The organism is Eubacteriales bacterium mix99 (assembly GCA_038396605.1).
GTDB lineage: Bacteria > Bacillota > Clostridia > Caldicoprobacterales > DTU083 > UBA4874.
In genome coordinates, this window is sequence record CP121690.1 from 2,250,897 (window position 1) to 2,269,509 (window position 18,613).

Annotated in this window: 18 protein-coding genes; 14 read left to right on the forward strand and 4 right to left on the reverse strand. The window is 49.8% G+C overall.

The window, feature by feature from the left end; all coding sequences use genetic code 11:
* Positions 1-159: 159 nt before the first annotated feature.
* The 13 genes from QBE55_09920 (at position 160) to QBE55_09980 (ending at position 13,535) form a co-directional block, all read left to right on the forward strand.
* Positions 160-1,638 carry an NlpC/P60 family protein gene (locus QBE55_09920; protein ID WZL77855.1) on the forward strand — a complete coding sequence of 493 codons (1,479 nt, stop codon included), beginning with the start codon at positions 160-162 and terminating at the stop codon, positions 1,636-1,638.
* Between the two features lie 201 nt (positions 1,639-1,839).
* Positions 1,840-2,970, forward strand: a complete 1,131-nt coding sequence (locus QBE55_09925) for a DUF3810 domain-containing protein (protein WZL77856.1) — start codon at positions 1,840-1,842, stop codon at positions 2,968-2,970.
* Positions 2,971-2,981: 11 nt separating this feature from the next.
* The gene (locus QBE55_09930) at positions 2,982-3,872 is read left to right on the forward strand and encodes an ATP-binding protein (protein ID WZL77857.1); all 891 of its coding nucleotides are present in this window, start codon (positions 2,982-2,984) and stop codon (positions 3,870-3,872) included.
* Between the two features lie 70 nt (positions 3,873-3,942).
* The gene (locus QBE55_09935; GenBank protein WZL77858.1) at positions 3,943-4,566 is read left to right on the forward strand and encodes an SGNH/GDSL hydrolase family protein; all 624 of its coding nucleotides are present in this window, start codon (positions 3,943-3,945) and stop codon (positions 4,564-4,566) included.
* A 214-nt stretch (positions 4,567-4,780) separates the two neighbouring features.
* On the forward strand, positions 4,781-5,140 hold the full coding sequence (locus QBE55_09940) for a hypothetical protein (protein ID WZL77859.1): 360 nt from the start codon (positions 4,781-4,783) through the stop codon (positions 5,138-5,140).
* A gap of 56 nt (positions 5,141-5,196) precedes the next feature.
* A complete protein-coding gene (locus QBE55_09945; protein WZL77860.1) occupies positions 5,197-7,212 on the forward strand; it encodes a V-type ATP synthase subunit I in 2,016 nt (671 codons plus the stop codon).
* Positions 7,213-7,214: 2 nt separating this feature from the next.
* Positions 7,215-7,697 (forward strand): V-type ATP synthase subunit K, encoded by a 483-nt coding sequence (locus tag QBE55_09950; GenBank protein WZL77861.1) that lies wholly within the window; start codon positions 7,215-7,217, stop codon positions 7,695-7,697.
* Positions 7,698-7,722: 25 nt separating this feature from the next.
* Positions 7,723-8,316, forward strand: coding sequence for a V-type ATP synthase subunit E (locus tag QBE55_09955; protein ID WZL77862.1), 594 nt, complete (start codon positions 7,723-7,725; stop codon positions 8,314-8,316).
* Positions 8,317-8,337: 21 nt separating this feature from the next.
* Positions 8,338-9,306, forward strand: a complete 969-nt coding sequence (locus tag QBE55_09960) for a V-type ATPase subunit (protein WZL77863.1) — start codon at positions 8,338-8,340, stop codon at positions 9,304-9,306.
* Positions 9,299-9,637, forward strand: coding sequence for a V-type ATP synthase subunit F (locus QBE55_09965; GenBank protein ID WZL77864.1), 339 nt, complete (start codon positions 9,299-9,301; stop codon positions 9,635-9,637). Before QBE55_09960 ends, QBE55_09965 begins: the two co-directional genes overlap by 8 nt.
* 37 nt (positions 9,638-9,674) lie before the next feature.
* The gene (locus tag QBE55_09970; GenBank protein ID WZL77865.1) at positions 9,675-11,444 is read left to right on the forward strand and encodes a V-type ATP synthase subunit A; all 1,770 of its coding nucleotides are present in this window, start codon (positions 9,675-9,677) and stop codon (positions 11,442-11,444) included.
* Complete coding sequence (locus QBE55_09975) at positions 11,445-12,824, forward strand: V-type ATP synthase subunit B (protein ID WZL77866.1); 1,380 nt, start codon at positions 11,445-11,447, stop codon at positions 12,822-12,824.
* Between the two features lie 12 nt (positions 12,825-12,836).
* Positions 12,837-13,535 carry a V-type ATP synthase subunit D gene (locus QBE55_09980; GenBank protein WZL77867.1) on the forward strand — a complete coding sequence of 233 codons (699 nt, stop codon included), beginning with the start codon at positions 12,837-12,839 and terminating at the stop codon, positions 13,533-13,535.
* Between the two features lie 149 nt (positions 13,536-13,684).
* Here QBE55_09980 and QBE55_09985 read toward each other — a convergent pair whose 3' ends face one another.
* Entirely contained in the window at positions 13,685-15,034 is a 1,350-nt protein-coding gene (locus QBE55_09985; protein WZL77868.1) for a peptidoglycan DD-metalloendopeptidase family protein, read from the reverse strand.
* 241 nt (positions 15,035-15,275) lie between these two features.
* Here QBE55_09985 and QBE55_09990 point away from each other — a divergent pair, with 241 nt between their 5' ends.
* Positions 15,276-15,641: a YraN family protein gene (locus tag QBE55_09990; protein WZL77869.1), complete on the forward strand. Its 366-nt coding sequence runs from the start codon at positions 15,276-15,278 to the stop codon at positions 15,639-15,641.
* 19 nt (positions 15,642-15,660) lie between these two features.
* Here the strand turns inward: QBE55_09990 and coaW are convergent, their stop codons facing one another.
* The 3 genes from coaW to QBE55_10005 form a co-directional block, all read right to left on the reverse strand.
* Entirely contained in the window at positions 15,661-16,500 is an 840-nt protein-coding gene (coaW, locus tag QBE55_09995) for a type II pantothenate kinase (protein ID WZL77870.1), read from the reverse strand.
* Between the two features lie 4 nt (positions 16,501-16,504).
* Positions 16,505-17,086 (reverse strand): ECF transporter S component, encoded by a 582-nt coding sequence (locus QBE55_10000; GenBank protein ID WZL77871.1) that lies wholly within the window; start codon positions 17,084-17,086, stop codon positions 16,505-16,507.
* 111 nt (positions 17,087-17,197) lie between these two features.
* Complete coding sequence (locus tag QBE55_10005; GenBank protein WZL77872.1) at positions 17,198-18,385, reverse strand: D-alanyl-D-alanine carboxypeptidase; 1,188 nt, start codon at positions 18,383-18,385, stop codon at positions 17,198-17,200.
* Between the last annotated feature and the right edge of the window lie 228 nt (positions 18,386-18,613).

An 18,613-nucleotide genomic window follows, 5' to 3' on the forward strand; every position in this document is an offset into this window, starting at 1 on the left:
TGTAACACAGATTACGGATGGTACACGGATTGGCAGTGGTGTAACCATAGGACACAGGTATGACGAAGGCAGCGCAAGTCATGAATACATCTTGAGACACGGGTGCAGTAAGGTAGAAATGTTACAGGGGTTTATTCCAGTTGGGAGGGGGTCAATCAAATGAAAAAATCCAAAATACTGCTTCCTATTACAATGTGTATGTTCACAGCAGGGACGCTGACATCTTTTGCTCCTGCCGAGCGCATGGTCAAGCAAAAAGAGAACGCCGGGGTCTATGAGATGTATGTCAATGATGTGTCGGTCGGCGTGATTCAGCATGCTGCCAGGGGGCTGGATTATTACGACGATGTGCTGAAGGATTTAAAGGAGAAATATCCGGACAACGTTGACATTATCTCTGATGTCCATTTCAAGAAAGTGGACGCCGGAAAGGCGGAGGATGTCAGTGAGGACAAGATGGCAGAGAGCATAGAGAAGGCTGTGGATATTGAGACAGAGGCCTTTGCGATTAAAGTGAACGGGAATACGGTATGCCATGTATGTTCCAAAGAACAGGCAGATCATATTGTAAACGCAATTCAGGCACCTTTTGTGAAGTCCATCGAAACCGCGGCGAATGAGGTACAGGAAGTGAAGTTTGCGGAGAATGTGAAGATCGAACCGGAGAAAGTTCCTTATGATAAAGTGACGGAGGAAAAGGAAGCAACCGATATGCTCCGTCAGAACAAGGAAGACAAGAAAAAATATACGATTGTGGAGGGAGATTCCCTGTGGACAATAGCCGCCGCCAATCAGACCCATGTCAACGATATTCTGACATTGAATCCGGGGCTGGACGTTTCCAATCTCAAGCCGGGGCAGGAGATTGAGCTGTCCGCTGAAAAGAAACTGCTGTCCGTTGTGACAAAGGAAAAGTCCAGCTACCAGGAAGAGATCCCGTTTGGCACGGAGGAAAAAGAGGATAAGAGCATCCCCGTGGGAAAATCCAGGACCGTTCAGGAAGGCCGCAACGGGAAAAAGGAAATTCAGGTAAACATTGTCCGGGAAAATGGCAATGAGGTCAGCCGGGAGATCCTGGGAGAAAACGTTGTGGAGCAGCCGGTCAGCAAAATTATAGCCAAAGGAACGAAAAAGCCTAAGCCCGTTGTGGTGGAGGATGCTTCGATGCGGAGAACCTCTGCAGGGAAATCTTCCAGAAAAGCCCGTACCTCTGTTGCCAGCTATCAGGCACCTGTGACAAATCGAGGAGCCGCCCGGGGATCCGCAACGCAGAGTGCAGTGGTTGCATTTGCCCGGCAGCAGTTGGGAAAGCCATATGTATATGGAGCAGGTGGTCCCAATGCCTTTGACTGTTCCGGATTTACCTCCTATGTATACAGTCATTTTGGGTATCAGCTGAACAGAGTGTCCGGGGCACAAGCTGCGGATGGCAGATCGGTTTCCAAAGCAGATCTGGCTCCCGGAGATATTCTGCTTTTTTCCAGAAAACCAGGCGGCCCGATAGGCCATGTTGCAATTTATATGGGAGGCGGCCAGCTCATCCATGCATCGAACAGTCATAAAAAAATCATAACGAAAGGTCTCAACGGATCTTATTTTTCGAAGAACTATAAAGGGGCAAGGCGCATTCTGAATTAACCGGGAAAGGCCGGGAAAACAAATAAAGTACATAGAGTCCGGGGATACCCCCGGGCTTTTTCTTTGCCCGGCCCTGCAGGCGGAATTCCAGTCTGTCATGGATTGTATTCTTATCTTTCATTTTCATTGGGCTAAACACGAATCCGACGGTTTGTGCTATAATAGAAACCGATATTATTAAAGCGGTTGGGATGAGATAGTTTGTTTTCACGAGAATCTGCATTGTTCGGGCAAAAGCGAAAGAGTTATAAAAAATATTGGCTGATCCTGTTGCTCCCTCTCGGATGGCTGATCAACGTCCTGTCCAGGGAACACAGTCTGTGGACTGAGAAGTATTACTCGGGAGGGATATATAAAGGGATATCCTGGCTGATCGGAAAATTGCTGGGGTGGATTCCTTTTTCCGTGGGAGAAATGCTTGTGGCTGCACTGTTGCTGATTGTCCTGTGGAGACTGGCAGTTCTGATCCGGGGAATGATCCGGGACCGCCGGGGCCGGTGGACCCGGCTGCGGAACTTTGTACTCAATGCACTGTTTGCAGTCAGTTTGCTTTATTCCCTGTTTCTTGTCCTTTGGGGATTCAACTATAATCGCCTGAGTTTTTCCGAAATTACCGGGCTGGAAATTCAGGCGTCATCCACGGAAGAGCTGGTTCAGTTGTCGCAGAAGCTGGCAAAGGACGCCAATACCCTTCGAAAAGACGTTTCGGAAAATCCGTCCGGTGTGATGGTACCCTTTGGCGGCGCAGAAGGGGGCTTCCGGCGATGCTACAGGGGATACGAAGCGGCTTCCCGTTATGTGCCGGAGCTGAAGAGTGTCCGCAGCAGGCCGAAACCGCTGCTGTTCTCTCCTGTCATTGCCTATACGCATATCTGGGGGATCTACTGCCCGTTTACCGTGGAGTCCAATGTCAATATGAAGATCCCGACTCCCATGATTCTGTCCACCATGATGCATGAAACGGCACATCAGCTGGGATTTGCCAGGGAAGATGAGGCCAATTATATTGCCTATCTGACCTGCAGTCTTCATCCGGATGTGGACTTTCAATATGCCGGTGCACTGTTTGCCCTGGATTATACCCTGGATACGGTTTATGGACTGGACGAAAACGCGTATCGGGATCTGTATAACGAACTGGATCAGAGCGTTCGGAGAGATCTGGCCGAGAGCAGCAAGTATCAGGAAAAATACGACGGTCCCATCCGGAGGGCTTCCTCCCGGTCCAATGACCTGTATCTGAAAGCCAATCATCAGGAGGATGGGGAACGCAGTTACGGCAGAATGGTAGATCTGCTGCTGGCACAATATCGCTGTGAAAAGGAAAACTGAGGTGATGGGAATTGGAAAACCTGGCAGGGAGCGGCTGTGAGGCAGGAATTTCCCTTTTGGAGAGGAAGCCACTGAAGGAAATCGAGCGCAGCATCGTGAAGGAATATCGGAAATACCTGTGGGCAAAGTTCAATAAAGCCGTACGGGATTATAAACTGGTGCAAGAAGGGGACCGGATCGCCGTTGCGGTTTCCGGGGGGAAAGACAGCCTTCTGATGGCAAAGCTGTTTCAGGAAATGGAGAAGCACAGGGTCTGTCACTTTGAACTGGAGTTTATTTCCATGGATCCGGGCTTTCATGAGACCAACCGGCAGTTGTTGCTGGAGAACTGTGAGTATCTCAATATTCCGGTGAAGTTGTTCGAAACGGATATCTTCCGGATTGTGGATCACATTGCCCGGGATTATCCCTGCTATATGTGCGCACGGATGCGAAGGGGCGCTCTCTACGGGAAAGCACAGGAACTGGGCTGCAACAAGCTGGCACTGGCACATCATTTTGATGATATCATTGAGACGACGCTTTTGAACCTGTTTTATGCCGGCGAATTCAAAACCATGCGCCCAAGACTCCGGGCCCGGCATTTTGAGCACATGGAATTGATCCGTCCCATGTGCTATATCCATGAGGAAGACATCAAAAGATTCACTTCTGATAACGGGATTCCCGCCATGAACTGCGGCTGTGTGGTGGCAGCAAAGAAGACATCCGGCAAGCGCAGGGAGGTCAAGGAGCTGATCGCAAAGCTGAAGGAGTCCAACAGCGGGATAGACCAGTCCATCTTCAAATCCGCCCAGAATGTCAACCTGGACTCCCTGTGGGGCTGGAAGAAGGACGGCGTACGTTTTTCCTGTCTGGATGGATTTGAGGACAAGAAGGGGAACGACTTGCCGGGAAATTGAGAAATACCGGCAGGAGAAATCTAATTTACATTATAATTATCAGCATCATTTAGCTGGGAGGCAGAGTCGAATGAAAGAGAATGCATTGGTTTTGTTTCAGGGAGACAGCACTTCGGACTGTGGCAGAAGCCGGGAGGATGATCACTATCTGGGGACAGGATATCCCTATATGGCAGCGGCCTGGTACGGCGCACTGCATCCGGGGAAGAATGTGCGGTTTGTCAATCGGGCCATCAGCGGCAACCGATCCATTGATCTTGTGAACCGGTGGCAGAGAGACTGCCTGGATGTGAAACCGGATGTGGTGTCCATATTGATTGGCATCAATGATACCTGGAGAAGATTTGATCGGAAAGATCCCACTTCTGCGGAAGTCTTTCGGGATCACTATCGCAGGATTCTGTCGCAGGTCCGGGAGCATCTGGACGCCGATATTATTTTGATGGAACCTTTTTTGCTGATGGTAACGGAAGAGCAAAAGACTTCCTGGCGGGAGGACTTAAATCCAAAGATCGATGTCGTCCGGGAGCTGGCAAGGGAGTTTGACGCCGCACTGGTACCGCTGGACGGGATTTTTGCCGCCGCTTCTTCCCGAAAGGATCCGCGGTTCTGGGCGGCTGACGGGGTACACCCAACGGCGGAGGGACATGCCATGATATGCCGGCATTGGCTGAAGGCTGCAGAGTCTTTATAAAGGGAGGTTGGTAACGGGAGGCCTTTGACAGGCCTTCCTGCCATTTTTGCCTCTTATCAATCTCATGGCTGAAGGATTTTGGCGCAGCATCCGGCATGGGAACGGAGGAACAGCGGAATGGAAAAGGTGTGAATGGAAAAGGTAGAAAAGGAAGGTGTAGTTCTGGATAATCCATTCAGTATTTGATATAATGGAAATAATTTCGTACCGGAACATGATTTATTCTACATATATCGTCAGTATATCGGAAACGGTGGTGGTTGAATTGGCGAAGGAAGCGGTGGAAGCCATCCGCAGGGCAGAGCAGGAAGCCGATCAGATCGTGAAGGACGCGTCGGCAAAAGGTGCTAAAATGATTGCGGACGCCAAAAATGAGGCGAATGGCAGATATGAAAAACGAATCAGTGAAGCAAGGGAAAAAGCCCGTATTGATCTGGAGGCAGCAGGGCAGCAGGGAGCGGATTTGATTACAAAGACTCTGCGTCAGGCGGAAAAGGAAACGGAATCACTCCGAAAATCCGCTGAGAAAAAGGAGCAAACGGCAATTCAATGGATTCTGTCGAATATTCTGTGATTCCCTGTACCATTGCGGATCAGAGAAGGATTGGATCTTAAGGGAGGCAAGGTTCCATGGCAATACTGCCGATGAAGCATATTTCAATGATTGGATTGAAAAAGGACCGCAGAGCGGTGCTGGATGTCCTGCAGCGCTGCGGCACGGTTCAGATCAATGATATCAACAGGAAAGATAATGCGTTTTATAAATATGATGTTTCCTCTGAAAAATTGCTGCTGGAAAAGCAGGCAGCAGTCGTGCAGGAAGCTTTGGAGATATTGGACCGTCATGTACCGGAAAAGAAACCCATGCTGAATGTACTGAACGGGAAACAGGAGCTTTCCCGAAAGAGGTATGAGAAACTGGACGGGGAACAGGAAGAGATCCTGGAGACAGCAAAACATATCCGGGAATTATCGGACACCATTTCAGAATACAGGGCAGGTATGGAGAAGCTCCAGGTACAGATGGATTCTTTGGTTCCCTGGAGCAGTCTGGATCTTCCCCTGCAGTTTCGGGGAACAAAATCGGTGGCTGCATTTATCGGGTCCCTGACCGGTGAAATGTCCCGGGAAGAACTCCTTGCGTCCCTGTTCGACCGGCTTCCGGCGGTGGATGCGGTTCATCTGGAAATCGTCAGTTCGACCAGGGAACAGGTCTGTATTGTTTTGCTCTGTCTCCGCAGGGATGCCGGCCCGGTTGAAAATGCACTGAGAAGCATGGGGTTTGCCTATCCATCCGCATCCGTTCCGACTCTCCCCATCCGGCAGATGCAGGAATGGAAGGAGAAGAAAGACAGGTTGGAGAAAGCCCGGGATACGGCAGAGGAGGAAATCCGGGACTTATCCGGGCAGCGTGACAGTCTGAAGGGAATGCTGGACTGCTATGCCATTAGAAAGGAAAAAGCGGATGTCGCAGGGCGATTGCTGCAGTCCCGGCATGCTTTCTTTCTGGAAGGTTACATTCCGGCGCGAAAGGCGGACACTGCCGCTGCCATTCTGAATGAACAATTTGATTTATTGGTGGAATATGAAGATCCCTCCGGGGATGCGGACGTACCGATTCTGCTGGAAAACAACAAGTTTGCCGAACCGGTGGAAGGCGTTTTACGATCTTTCAGCCTGCCGGGAAAAGGGGAAATCGATCCGACGTTTTTAATGGCAATCTTCTATTATATTCTTTTCGGGCTGATGCTGTCCGATGCGGGGTATGGTTTGCTGATGGTACTCGGCTGCGGATTCTGCCTGCGGAAATACAAAAATATGGAACCTGGAATGCAGAAAACCCTGCGTATGTTCTTCTTCTGCGGTATCTCCACAACATTTTGGGGCGCCATGTTTGGCAGCTGGTTTGGAGATGTGACGAAGATCGTATCGACTACATTTTTTCACAGGACGGTTTCCGTCCCGCCTCTGTGGTTTGAGCCTGTCAATGACCCCATGCAGATGCTTGTGTTTTCCATGGCAGTTGGCGTTCTTCATTTATTCACGGGCCTGGGAGCCAAATTGGTTCAATGTATCCGGGCGAAGCAGTACAAAGATGCCGTTTATGACGTTCTATTCTGGTATCTGCTGGTGGGCGGGCTCATTGTTGTCCTGCTTTCCAGCTCACAATTTGCCGGGATGTTCGGACTGAATTTTGTCCTGCCTTCTGTTGTGGGAAAAGCAGCGGGCAGTATCGCCGCAGTTGCCGGCGCGGGAATTATCCTTACAGCAGGAAGGGAATCCCGCAACTGGTTCAAGCGTATTTTGAAAGGCCTTTATGGATTATATAATGTAACCGGTTATCTGAGCGATATTCTTTCCTATTCCCGCCTGCTGGCCCTTGGCCTTGCCACCGGTGTCATCGCAACAGTGATTAATCAGATGGGCGCCATGTTTGGCGACAGTGTCATGGGTGCGGTGCTGTTTACGGTTGTTTTTCTGATCGGTCACGCTCTCAATATGGCCATAAATCTGCTGGGGGCTTATGTACATACCAACCGGTTATCATTTGTTGAGTTTTTTGGCAAGTTTTATGAAGGCGGGGGAAAGGAGTTTACTCCCTTTGCTGTTCATACGAAATACTTTGAAATTAAGGAGGAAACATGATTATGGAAAATATGGGCGTGTTTTTTGCATTGCTGGGTGCAGTACTGGCGGCAGTTATGTCAGGCATCGGCTCCGCAAGGGGTGTGGGAATGGCTGGTGAGGCAGCTGCTGGTGTAGTTACAGAAGACCCCAGTAAATTTGGAAAGGTCTTGATCCTTCAGCTTTTGCCTGGTACACAGGGAATTTATGGCTTGCTGATCGCCTTTATTACTCTGACACAGATTGGGATTCTCGGCGGTTCTTCCGATGTTTCCCTCTACAAGGGACTGCTTTATTTTATCGCCTGTCTGCCAATGATATTTGTAGGCTATTGGTCTGCCATTCGTCAGGCACGCGCAGCCGTTGCCAGTATTGCAATGGTTGCCAAACGCCCCGATCAATCCGGAAAAGCCATTATTTTCCCGGCAATGGTGGAAACTTATGCGATTCTTGCTTTGTTGATCTCCATTCTGGCGGTTACCGGGATTGGTTCCGTGAATATATAACAGGCATCAGAGATTGGAGAAAAATATGTCAGGCTTGGATAAAATACTGGCTCAGATCTTGTCCGAGGCCCGCAGCACTGCCGATGCAAAGATCGCATCGGCACAGCAGCAGGCGGAAAAGATCCTGAAGGAAAAAGAAGAAGAAGCAAAAAGGGAATGCGGGCGGATTGCCCGGCAGTCTGCGGTGGAGCAGGCAGACAGGATTGCCCGTGCGAAGTCTTCTGCATCCCTGCAGAAGCGAAAGACCATTCTGGCTGCCAAACAACAGATGATCGAAGATGTGATCCAAAAGGCGAGGAAGGCTGTTCTGGAGAGCAGCGAAGACGAGTACTTCAGGCGAATCCGGGAAATGGTGGAACAATATGCTCTGCCGCAGGACGGGCAGATCCTGTTCTGCTTAAAGGATCGGGACCGCCTTCCTTCCGGTTTGGAAGCTTTGTTGAATCAGGCCATTTCCGCCAGGGGCGGTTCCCTGAAGATTTCTCAGGAAACCAGACCCATAGACGGAGGCTTTGTTCTGGTATACGGCGAAGTGGAGGAGAATTGCTCCTTTGAGGCTTTGTTTGAAAGCAGGCACGATGTCCTGCAGGATAAAGTCCATGAATTCTTATTTGCCTGATACCGGGAAGGAGGAAATACCATGGCGGAAGAGCTTTATACCTATGCCGTTGCACGAATTCGTTCCAGGGAACTGCTTCTGCTGAACTCCGATTTTATAGAGCAGCTGATGGCGGCGAAAAGCTATGAAGAATGTCTGCGTCTGCTTACGGAAAAGGGGTGGGGCGGGAAAGGCCACACCGACGTGGAACAGATGCTTTCTGGGGAAAGGAGCAAAGCCTGGGCACTGATGGAGGAACTGGTGGAGGATATGTCGGTATTCGACATACTGCGATATCCCAATGACTATCAGAATCTGAAGACGGCAATCAAGCTGGTGTATGCAGGGAAAGAAGGACAATCTCCGTTTGTCCGACACGGGACTGTGAATTCTGCCACAATTATGAAGGCAGTTCAAAGCCGGGATTTTTCCCTGCTGCCGGAGAAAATGCGCGATCCCGCCGGAGAGGCCTATGAGGCATTGATGCACACCGGGGATGGACAGCTTTGTGACAGAATTGTGGACAAGGCTGCCCTGGAGGCCATTCATCAGGCCGGGACAGCCCAGGGCAATGAATTTCTCGGACGATATGCGGAACAAACGGTGGCCCAGGCAGATATCCGGATTGCAGTGCGTGCATGGAAAACCGGCAAATCTCCGGAATGGACCCGCAATGCGCTGGCAGCCTGCGATACCCTGGATGTCGAAGCTCTTGCTTGGGCTGCGGAGTCCGGGTTGGAGGAGATTTGTGAATATCTGCGGCATACCGTATATGCAGAAGGAGTTCCGGACCTGGAAAAGTCCCTTTCCACCTTCGAGCTGTGGTGTGACAATCATCTGATTCGGGAGATCCGTCCTGAGAAATATCATTCCTTTACTGTCAGTCCGCTGGCAGCTTATCTTCTTGCCAGGGAAAATGAAATAAAAACGGTGCGGATTATCCTGCTGGGCAGACAGAACCATCTTTCAAAAGAATCCATCCGGGAAAGGATACGGGAAATGTATGTATAAGATAGCAATAATGGGCAATTATGACAGTATTTATGGCTTTGCGGCACTAGGACTGGATATTGTCCCGGTGGCAGAACCGTTTGATCCGGAGGCAGCCGGCAGAAAGCTCAGGAAGATGGCCGGGAAAGATTATGCAGTCATTTATATTACCGAATCCCTGGCAGCGGTATTGGAAGAAGAAATCGATTCTTGCCGGATGGAAAAGCTGCCTGCGATTATTCCCATTCCCGGGGTATCCGGCAATAACGGGATGGGGATCAAAATGGTAAAGAAATCAGTGGAGCAGGCGGTCGGTACCGATATTGTCTTTCAGGATAAAAACCAGCGTTAGCGAACGGAAGGAATACAGCAAAGAAGGTGGACCAGAAATGAGCAAAGGTACCATAAAGAAAGTTGCCGGGCCTCTCGTGATTGCAGAAGGCATGCGGGATGCAAATATGTTTGATATGGTCCGTGTCAGCGATCGACAGCTGACCGGAGAGATTATAGAGATTCATGGCGGGGAAGCTTCCATACAGGTTTATGAGGAAACTTCCGGTCTGGGGCCGGGAGAGCCTGTGGAGTCCACCGGGTCTCCCATGAGTGTGGAATTGGGACCCGGTCTGATTGGAAGCATCTATGACGGCATTCAGCGTCCTTTGGATAAAATCATGGAACAGACCGGAAACAACCTGAAACGTGGGGTGCAGGTGCTGTCTCTGAACCGGGAGACAAAATGGCATTTTCAGCCTGCCGTGGAAGTCGGACAGGAAGTTGTTCCCGGGGATATTGTTGGCACGGTTCCCGAAACGGAAATCGTGCTTCATAAAATAATGGTTCCGAATGGCGTATCAGGAAAGGTCACAGGGATCGCGGAAGGTGATTATACCGTTGCGGATACGATCGCTACAATAACCGGATCGGATGGTACCGGGCACAACCTGTCCCTGATGCAGAGATGGCCGGTCCGGGAAGGCCGGCCTTATCAGGAAAAGCTTTCTCCGGACATGCCGCTGATCACCGGCCAGCGGGTGATTGATACCCTGTTTCCCATTGCCAAAGGCGGAGTTGCTGCAGTCCCCGGACCGTTTGGCTCCGGAAAGACGGTAGTACAGCATCAGCTGGCAAAGTGGGCGGATGCCGACATCGTAGTATACATCGGCTGCGGGGAGCGGGGAAATGAAATGACGGACGTCCTGAATGAGTTTCCGGAGCTGAAGGATCCGAAAACCGGCTATTCCCTGATGAAGCGAACCATTCTGATTGCAAATACTTCCGATATGCCGGTTGCGGCGCGAGAGGCTTCCATCTATACCGGGATCACCATGGCCGAGTATTACCGCGATATGGGGTATTCGGTGGCATTGATGGCGGATTCCACTTCCCGCTGGGCGGAAGCGCTGCGTGAAATGTCCGGTCGATTGGAGGAAATGCCCGGCGAAGAAGGGTATCCTGCTTATCTTGGCAGCCGTCTTGCCCAGTTCTACGAACGGGCAGGGTATGTCAGAGCCCTGGGGAAAGAGGGACGAAAGGGAGCCTTATCGGTGATAGGTGCCGTATCTCCTCCCGGAGGCGATATATCCGAACCGGTTTCCCAGGCAACGCTTCGGATTGTAAAGGTGTTCTGGAGCCTGGATGCGGATCTTGCATACCGTCGTCACTTTCCGGCGATCAACTGGCTGACGAGTTATTCCCTGTATGTCGATACCATGGGAAAATGGTTTAACGCCAATGTAAAAAACGACTGGATGGATTTGCGGGCGCGGCTGATGCGTTTGCTGCATGATGAATCGGAGCTGGAGGAGATCGTCAAGCTGGTGGGCATGGATGCATTGTCTGCAGGCGATCGTTTGAAACTGGAAGCCGCCCGGTCCATTCGGGAGGACTTTCTCCATCAGAATGCCTTTCATGAAACGGATACCTATACCTCTCTGCAGAAGCAGTATCAGATGATGCATCTGGTTTTGGGGTATTATGATGCGGCTGTTTCCGCACTGGAAAAGAAAGCGAACATTGAGGACCTGGTTCGGTTGCCGGTGCGGGAGCGGATTGGGCGGTTCAAATATGTAGCCGAGGACAAAACTGACGAGGAATACGATCAGATCGAACAGATGCTGTCGGATGAGATCCAACAGGCCATTCAGAAGGAGGACTTATAAATGCCAAAAGAGTATCGAACCATAGAAGAGATAGCGGGTCCTCTGATGCTGGTGCGGAACGTGTCCGGCGTTACCTATGATGAATTGGGAGAAATTGAACTGAGCACCGGAGAAAAACGACGCTGTAAAGTGCTGGAGGTGGATGGCAGCAATGCTCTTGTACAGTTGTTTGAAAGCTCCGCCGGCATCAATCTGTCCCAGAGCAAGGTACGGTTCCTGGGACGCAGCATGGAGCTGGGTGTTTCCAGAGATATGCTGGGGCGTATCTTTGACGGGCTGGGGCGTCCCATAGATAACGGTCCGGAAATCCTGCCGGACAAACGCATGGATATTGATGGCCTGCCCATAAATCCGGTTGCGCGCAGTTATCCCCAGGAGTTTATCCAGACCGGGATCTCTGCCATTGACGGGCTGAACACTCTGGTACGGGGACAGAAGCTGCCGATCTTTTCTGCATCGGGGCTGCCCCATGCCAATCTTGCAGCGCAAATCGCACGCCAGGCCAGGGTGCGGGGAACACAGGAGTCCTTTGCAGTTGTATTTGCCGCCATTGGCATTACCTTTGAGGAGGCCAACTTTTTTATCGAAAGTTTTCGTGAAACCGGTGCCCTGGACCGGACGGTTCTGTTTGTAAATCTGGCCAATGACCCGGCCATTGAACGGATCTCCACCCCGAGAATGGCACTGACGGCAGCAGAGTACCTGGCATTTGAAAAGGGTATGCATGTCCTGGTGATTCTGACGGATATTACGAATTATGCAGATGCCCTGCGTGAAGTATCCGCTGCACGCAAGGAGGTTCCGGGCAGACGGGGGTATCCCGGCTACATGTATACGGACCTGGCGTCCATTTATGAGAGGGCCGGCCGTCAGAAAGGCAAACCGGGATCCATTACAATGATTCCCATATTGACCATGCCGGAAGATGACGAGACCCATCCGATTCCGGACCTGACCGGATATATTACGGAAGGGCAGATTATACTCAGCCGTGACTTGTACCGGAAGGGAATCACGCCTCCGATCGATGTACTGCCATCGTTGTCCCGTCTGAAGGATAAGGGAATCGGGGAAGGAAAAACACGGGCAGATCATGCGGATACCATGAATCAGCTGTTTGCTGCCTATGCCCGGGGAAAAGAGGCCAAGGAACTGATGGTGGTACTTGGCGAAGCAGCCCTGACGGATATTGATAAATTGTATGCGAAATTTGCCGATGAGTTTGAAAAGCAATATATATCACAGGGATACCAGGTCAATCGGGATGTGGAAGAAACGTTGGATCTCGGCTGGAAACTGCTTCGCATTCTGCCCCGCAGTGAACTGAAACGGATCAATGATCAACTTCTGGATGAATACTATGATGCATCTGACAAGTAGGGAGGGATATTTTTGGCTGCCGCTCATGTAAACCCAACACGTATGGAACTGACACAACTCAAGAGAAAGCTCGGTATAGCCATGAGAGGACATAAGCTGCTGAAGGACAAAAGGGACGAATTGATGCGGCAGTTTCTGGACCTGGTAAGAGAAAACAAAGTCCTGCGGGAACGGGTGGAGCAGGGTATTCAGTCCGCCAACAAAAACTTTGTCCTGGCACGGGCGGTGATGTCGGACGAAACATTGAAGACTGCGTTTCTGGCGCCCAAACAGGAAGTCTTTCTGGAGACAGACGTAAAAAACGTCATGAGCGTGGAAATTCCGCAATTCCATTATAAAACACGCACATCCGATGCCAATGATATCTACTCCTATGGGTTTGCATTTACCTCTGCCGACCTGGATGACGCTGTGAAATCCCTGGCGGACATTCTGCCGGATATGCTGAAACTGGCAGAATGTGAGAAAGCCTGTCAGATGATGGCCACAGAGATTGAAAAAACCCGGAGGCGGGTAAACGCGCTGGAGCATGTCATGATTCCTGAAATGCAGGAAAACATCCGGTATATCACCATGAAGCTGGATGAGAACGAGCGCAGCACGCAGGTACGCCTGATGAAAGTGAAGGACATGATGCTGGAGCAGACACATCATTACAGCAGCCGATATGACCGACAGGCAGCCAGGGATGAAGCGGGACAGGAATCATAGCATCCAAATAGTTCAAATAACAGGAAAGGAGCCTGTCCTTTAGGACAAGCTCTTTTCCTGTTTTTGTTTTCCTTGTTTTCCTTTGTGATGAACCAGTTGAATCTTCCATGATGAGAGGATATCGATTCCGATTTCTGAATCTAAAACGCTTACTTCAAATAACCCATGGGATTGACAGGAGTCCCGTTTACCCGAACCTCGAAGTGAAGGTGCGGCCCGGTAGAACCTCCAGTGCTGCCGACGAGAATGACAGTATCACCCGCCTTCACCTTCTGTCCCACAGAAACCTTTATAGCGGATCCATGAGCATAGGTGGTTGTAATCCCGCCGCCATGATCCACCGTTACCATGTTTCCATAACCTTTTTTACGACCATTATCGTGTTGGATAAGAATTACCGTACCATCCGCTGCGGCTTTGGCAGGGTGTCCGGCAATGCCGCCTCCGGATATATCCATCCCTTTATGTAGTTTTTCTACTCCTTCAATAGGATGATTGCGCCATCCATATGGGGAAGTAATGGTGTAAAAACCAGGTGCCGGCCAAGCCAATCTGCCTCCCGTGTATTTGGATCCAACGTTGTTGACACCACTCCCTGGTCTTTTCACGGAACCCCGGCTGGCTTGCCGCTGTTGCTGCTGCTGCTGCTGTCTGGCCAGGACCAACCTTCGGATCTCTTTCTCCAGGTTTTTGGACTCTGCTTCCATTGCATCCAGGTCTTCACTGATCTTGGCCTTTTCGGCGTCGAGCTGAGTGATCAGCCTTTGCTTTTCGTTCTGCGTCGCTTCGATATCCTGCTTTTGCTTTGCAATCTGCGCTTTCGTGTTCTGGATTTCCCTTTCCTTTTGCTCCAGAGCAGCTTTCTGACTCTCTATGCCACGCTTGCATTGCTCAATGTTGGCTTTTTGATCTTCACAAGCCTCTTTCTTCTTTTTCACTTCATCCCGGTACTGAGTCAGTTCATCAAATACGCCCTGATCATAGGAGAACATTTTGGTGATCATATCCACCCGATCCATCAGATCGTTCAGGCCTTTGGATTCAAACAGCAGTTCCAGGTAGGAAGAGTTGCTGTTCATATACATGGCTCTCATTCGATCTGCATTGAGTTGCTCCTGTTCCTCGGCTTTTTTAATGGCCTGATTCAATTCTGTCTGAAGCTTGTCCAGATTTTTCCTGGTGTTCGCCAGGTTGTTCTCTGTGACTGCCAGCTCCTGCTTTTTGGCGGAGAGCTCGCTCTGTGTCTGGTTCAACTGGTTTTCCACTGCGGACAGTTCCTTCTGTTTTTCCTGCAGGCTCTGATCAACTTGCTTCAGCTGATTTTGCACGCTGTTTTGCTGATCCCTGACCTGATTCAGATTCTTTTTGCTATCTGTAATGTTCTTATGTACATCATTCAGCTTTCCCTGCTTTTCGGTTATACCGGAAGCAAAGGCCGACGCTGCCATGGTCATTACAAGAATAGCAGCCAGAAATGGAATAAGGAATTTTTTTCTCACAGAATCACCCCGTCATGGATTTTAAGCAAATGTGACAAAAGTATTAAAATTCATTTGCTTTCTTGTCATTATACTATATCTTAAATAATTTGTATAGTATAAAATGAGCTGAATATGACGGAATTTGTTGATTCCACATGCTGTTTTCCCTATAATATGAAGTAAGGGTCGAAAGGTATAAGATATGAAGCGTATTTTATTTTACCTGTCATAAATTAACGGAAAAGGAGAGAACAGAATTTTGGGTACCTATCGCAGGGAATTGGGGAAATGGGGGGAGGAGCAGGCTTGTCAGTATCTCATCCGGCAGGGCTATCGGATTGTATATCGGAATTATCGATGCCCCTTTGGCGAGGTGGATATTATTGCATCCGGGGAAGGTCAACTGGTATTTGCTGAGGTGAAGACCCGGACATCCACGGCTTTTGGTACTCCTGCCCAGGCGGTAAACCGGAAAAAGCAGTCCAGGTATCGAAAAGCCGCGTTATGCTTTCTTCAGGACAGGCACTGGAAGGATACGTCCTGTCGTTTTGACGTCCTGGAGGTCTTTGCCCGGCCGGATTCCTCTTTTCAGATCCATCATATCCCCAATGCATACGGGGTATAAACTGCTTCCTTTTTCCATATCATAAAGACAAATCTGTAAGGTCCTCTGCAGGAAACAGGGCTGCTCCGGCAGCCGTGGCATACTCCGCATGATCGGGCATGTGAAACCGTACCTGGTACAAGCCCTGCAGGGAGTCAAAAATAGTCCGGGACTGGGGGACATTGGTCAGATTCCCCGTTAATACAATATCCTTTGTATTGTGTATGCGGGAAGCAAACGCGGCAATGGTTCCGATGGTCTGGAACACGAGGTTGATAATTCCAAGAGCGGTATCCGACTTGGTGGCCAGATCGCTGATTTTCCCGAAATTGGATGCCGTGCTTTCCTGCGTCAGGCTTCCTACCGGATCCTTCGTGATATCCCGGATCAAAAGATCGATATGCGACAGATCTCCGCCCTGAGCCATTTCGATCAAATCATCAAAATGCCGTATATTGAGCATTTTATTGGAGAGGCCCAGAAGGGTTCCTCCGCCGACGCCGGTACCGCCGATATGTTTTTCCCCGTTTTTATCGGCAATGACATAAGCCGTGCCGGTACCCATGCTGACAATGATGGCCCGCTTCAGGCTGGTCAGAAACAGTCCGCCCTTTCCGATAGCCTGGAACTCATTCACCTTGCCGGTGGGAATCCCGTATATATTATCGGACAGATATCCGGAACCTGCCCCGGTTACCAGGATCCGGCTGATATCCTTCAGGCCCAGCTTGTTTTTGCTCATGAATTTGCCGAAAGCGCCATATACGGATGCAATGGCATCGTTGGCCTTGACCAGCATGGGGCTGATAATCCTGTTTTCATGCAATCCGACAATTTTTGTTGTACTTCCGCCGACATCGATTCCAATAATTCTTGACATATGATTACTCCCTGATTATTTTCCTGTATTTGTTGTAAGCCATCGTAATGGCCATGGTCAATATACCGGCAAGAACGGCTTCTGCGATGGCATTTGTCGTCAGCACGGAGAGCAGCATTGTCTTGAAGGCAACCCCCAGCCTTTTTGTCACTTCCCGGGCATATATCAGATAAAGCATCAGGAATACCAGTCCGGTATTCACTGCACTGCCTGCAACGCCTGCGACAAAGGCAGACGCCGGTGCTTTCAGAGCCTTACAGAGCATCCGGTAAACATAGCAGGCCACCACTCCGACCAGCATCCGCGGAAGTACGGAGACGAGCGGGTTGATAAACAGGGGATCGATAACGCTTACCGGCCTCGTCACCGCATGAATCAAAGAGATAATACCCATCATCGTTCCAAGAATCCATCCGGCAACCGGGCCCAGCAGGACCCCTGTAATAATGGTGGGGATATGGACGACTGTTGCACTGATCGAACCCAATGGCAATGCACCCAATGGCGTCAGGTCCAATACAATGGTAATGGCCAGCATTAAAGCAAGGAAGGTGAGATTTTTAGTATCCTTTAGTGATCGGCTCATAAACCATTCTCCTTTTAAAATGATATATTTATGATATTCATATTATCATATCATAGTTTGGATTCCCGGTAAATTCTATTTTTTCTTCCCGGTAAATAAGGATCAAACCGATCAGGCTTTGGAGACTTTAAACAGGGATCGGAAAAAGTCTGCAATTCCCCGGACCAACTTTGTTATGAAACCGATCTTCTCCACTTTTTTGGTTGTACTGATATCTGCCGTTGCCAGGACATCCCTGCCCAATCGGACTTCTGCCTTTCCCACCGTTTTACCGGCTGCAACAGGAGCCAATATCGGCTGATCCGACGGTACCGCAGAGATTTTGATATCTGCCTTGCGGGACTTCGGAACAGCTGCTGTTATGGATTCATTGACCTTTACCGGCACCGTGGTTTCCCTGCCGTCCCGTATCGGGATTTTCCCGATTGTTTTCCCTTCTTTTACAACTTCAGTCAGTTCAAAATTCCGATATCCAAAATCCAGCAGTTCTTTCGAAGCCGCAAGCCGTTCCTTTTCATCCCTGGTTTTCAGCACAACGGAGATCAGCCGCATATCGTCCTTTTTTGCTGTACCTACCAGACAGAAGCCGGCTTCCTCGGTCCAGCCGGTTTTCAGGCCATCTGCGCCGGGATAATTTTCGAGAAGGGGATTGCGGTTCTTCTGATAGATCCCGTTGAAGGTAAATTCCTTTGTGGACTCCAACTCCAGCACTTTCGGATAGTTTGTGATCAGATATCCGGCCAATATTGCAATGTCATGGGCACTCATGTGATGCCCTGCTGCCGGCAGACCATTGCAGTTTTTGAACTCGGTATGGGTCATGCCCAGTTCCTTTGCGCGTTTGTTCATCTGCCCGACAAAGACTTCCTCGGATCCGTAAAGATGTTCTGCAAGGGCAACACAGCCATCATTGGCGGATACGACGGAGATTCCGGTCAGGATGTCCCGCAGCGGTACTTTGGATCCGACATCGAGGAACATTTCCGATCCTTCCATTCCGGTTCGCCATGCTTTTTCGGAAACCGTCACCGGATCCTCCAAGTGGGCGCTTCCATTATCCAAAGCCTCAAAACCCAGCAATAAGGTCATGATTTTGGTGATGCTGGCCGGGGGAAGAGGGGTATCCGCATTTTTTTCGTACAATATTTGCCCGGTGGAGGCTTCCATTAATATGGCAGACTCTGCGGCACTGTTGAATGTGTCCTGGGCGGAGGCGGGTGAGGTAACGCTCAGGAACAAAAGCAGGACTGCCATTCCAACCCAGCCTGCCTTTTTCTGTTTCTTCCCTTGTTCCTTCATTTTCATATAATCCTCCATTCTATATGGTTCATTTGAGTTTTGTTTCATGATAATGATATTATACGACATTATCGTTTTCCACGCGAGGTACAAATTATTGCGGATATGGTTTTTTACGTGCCGGGAAACACATCCACAGGCAAATATCGAAAATCAAAAATTTATTAAATGGAATAAAGAGGAAATATAGTGAAGGATTTAAAATATAATCATGCAAAAACAGGGATA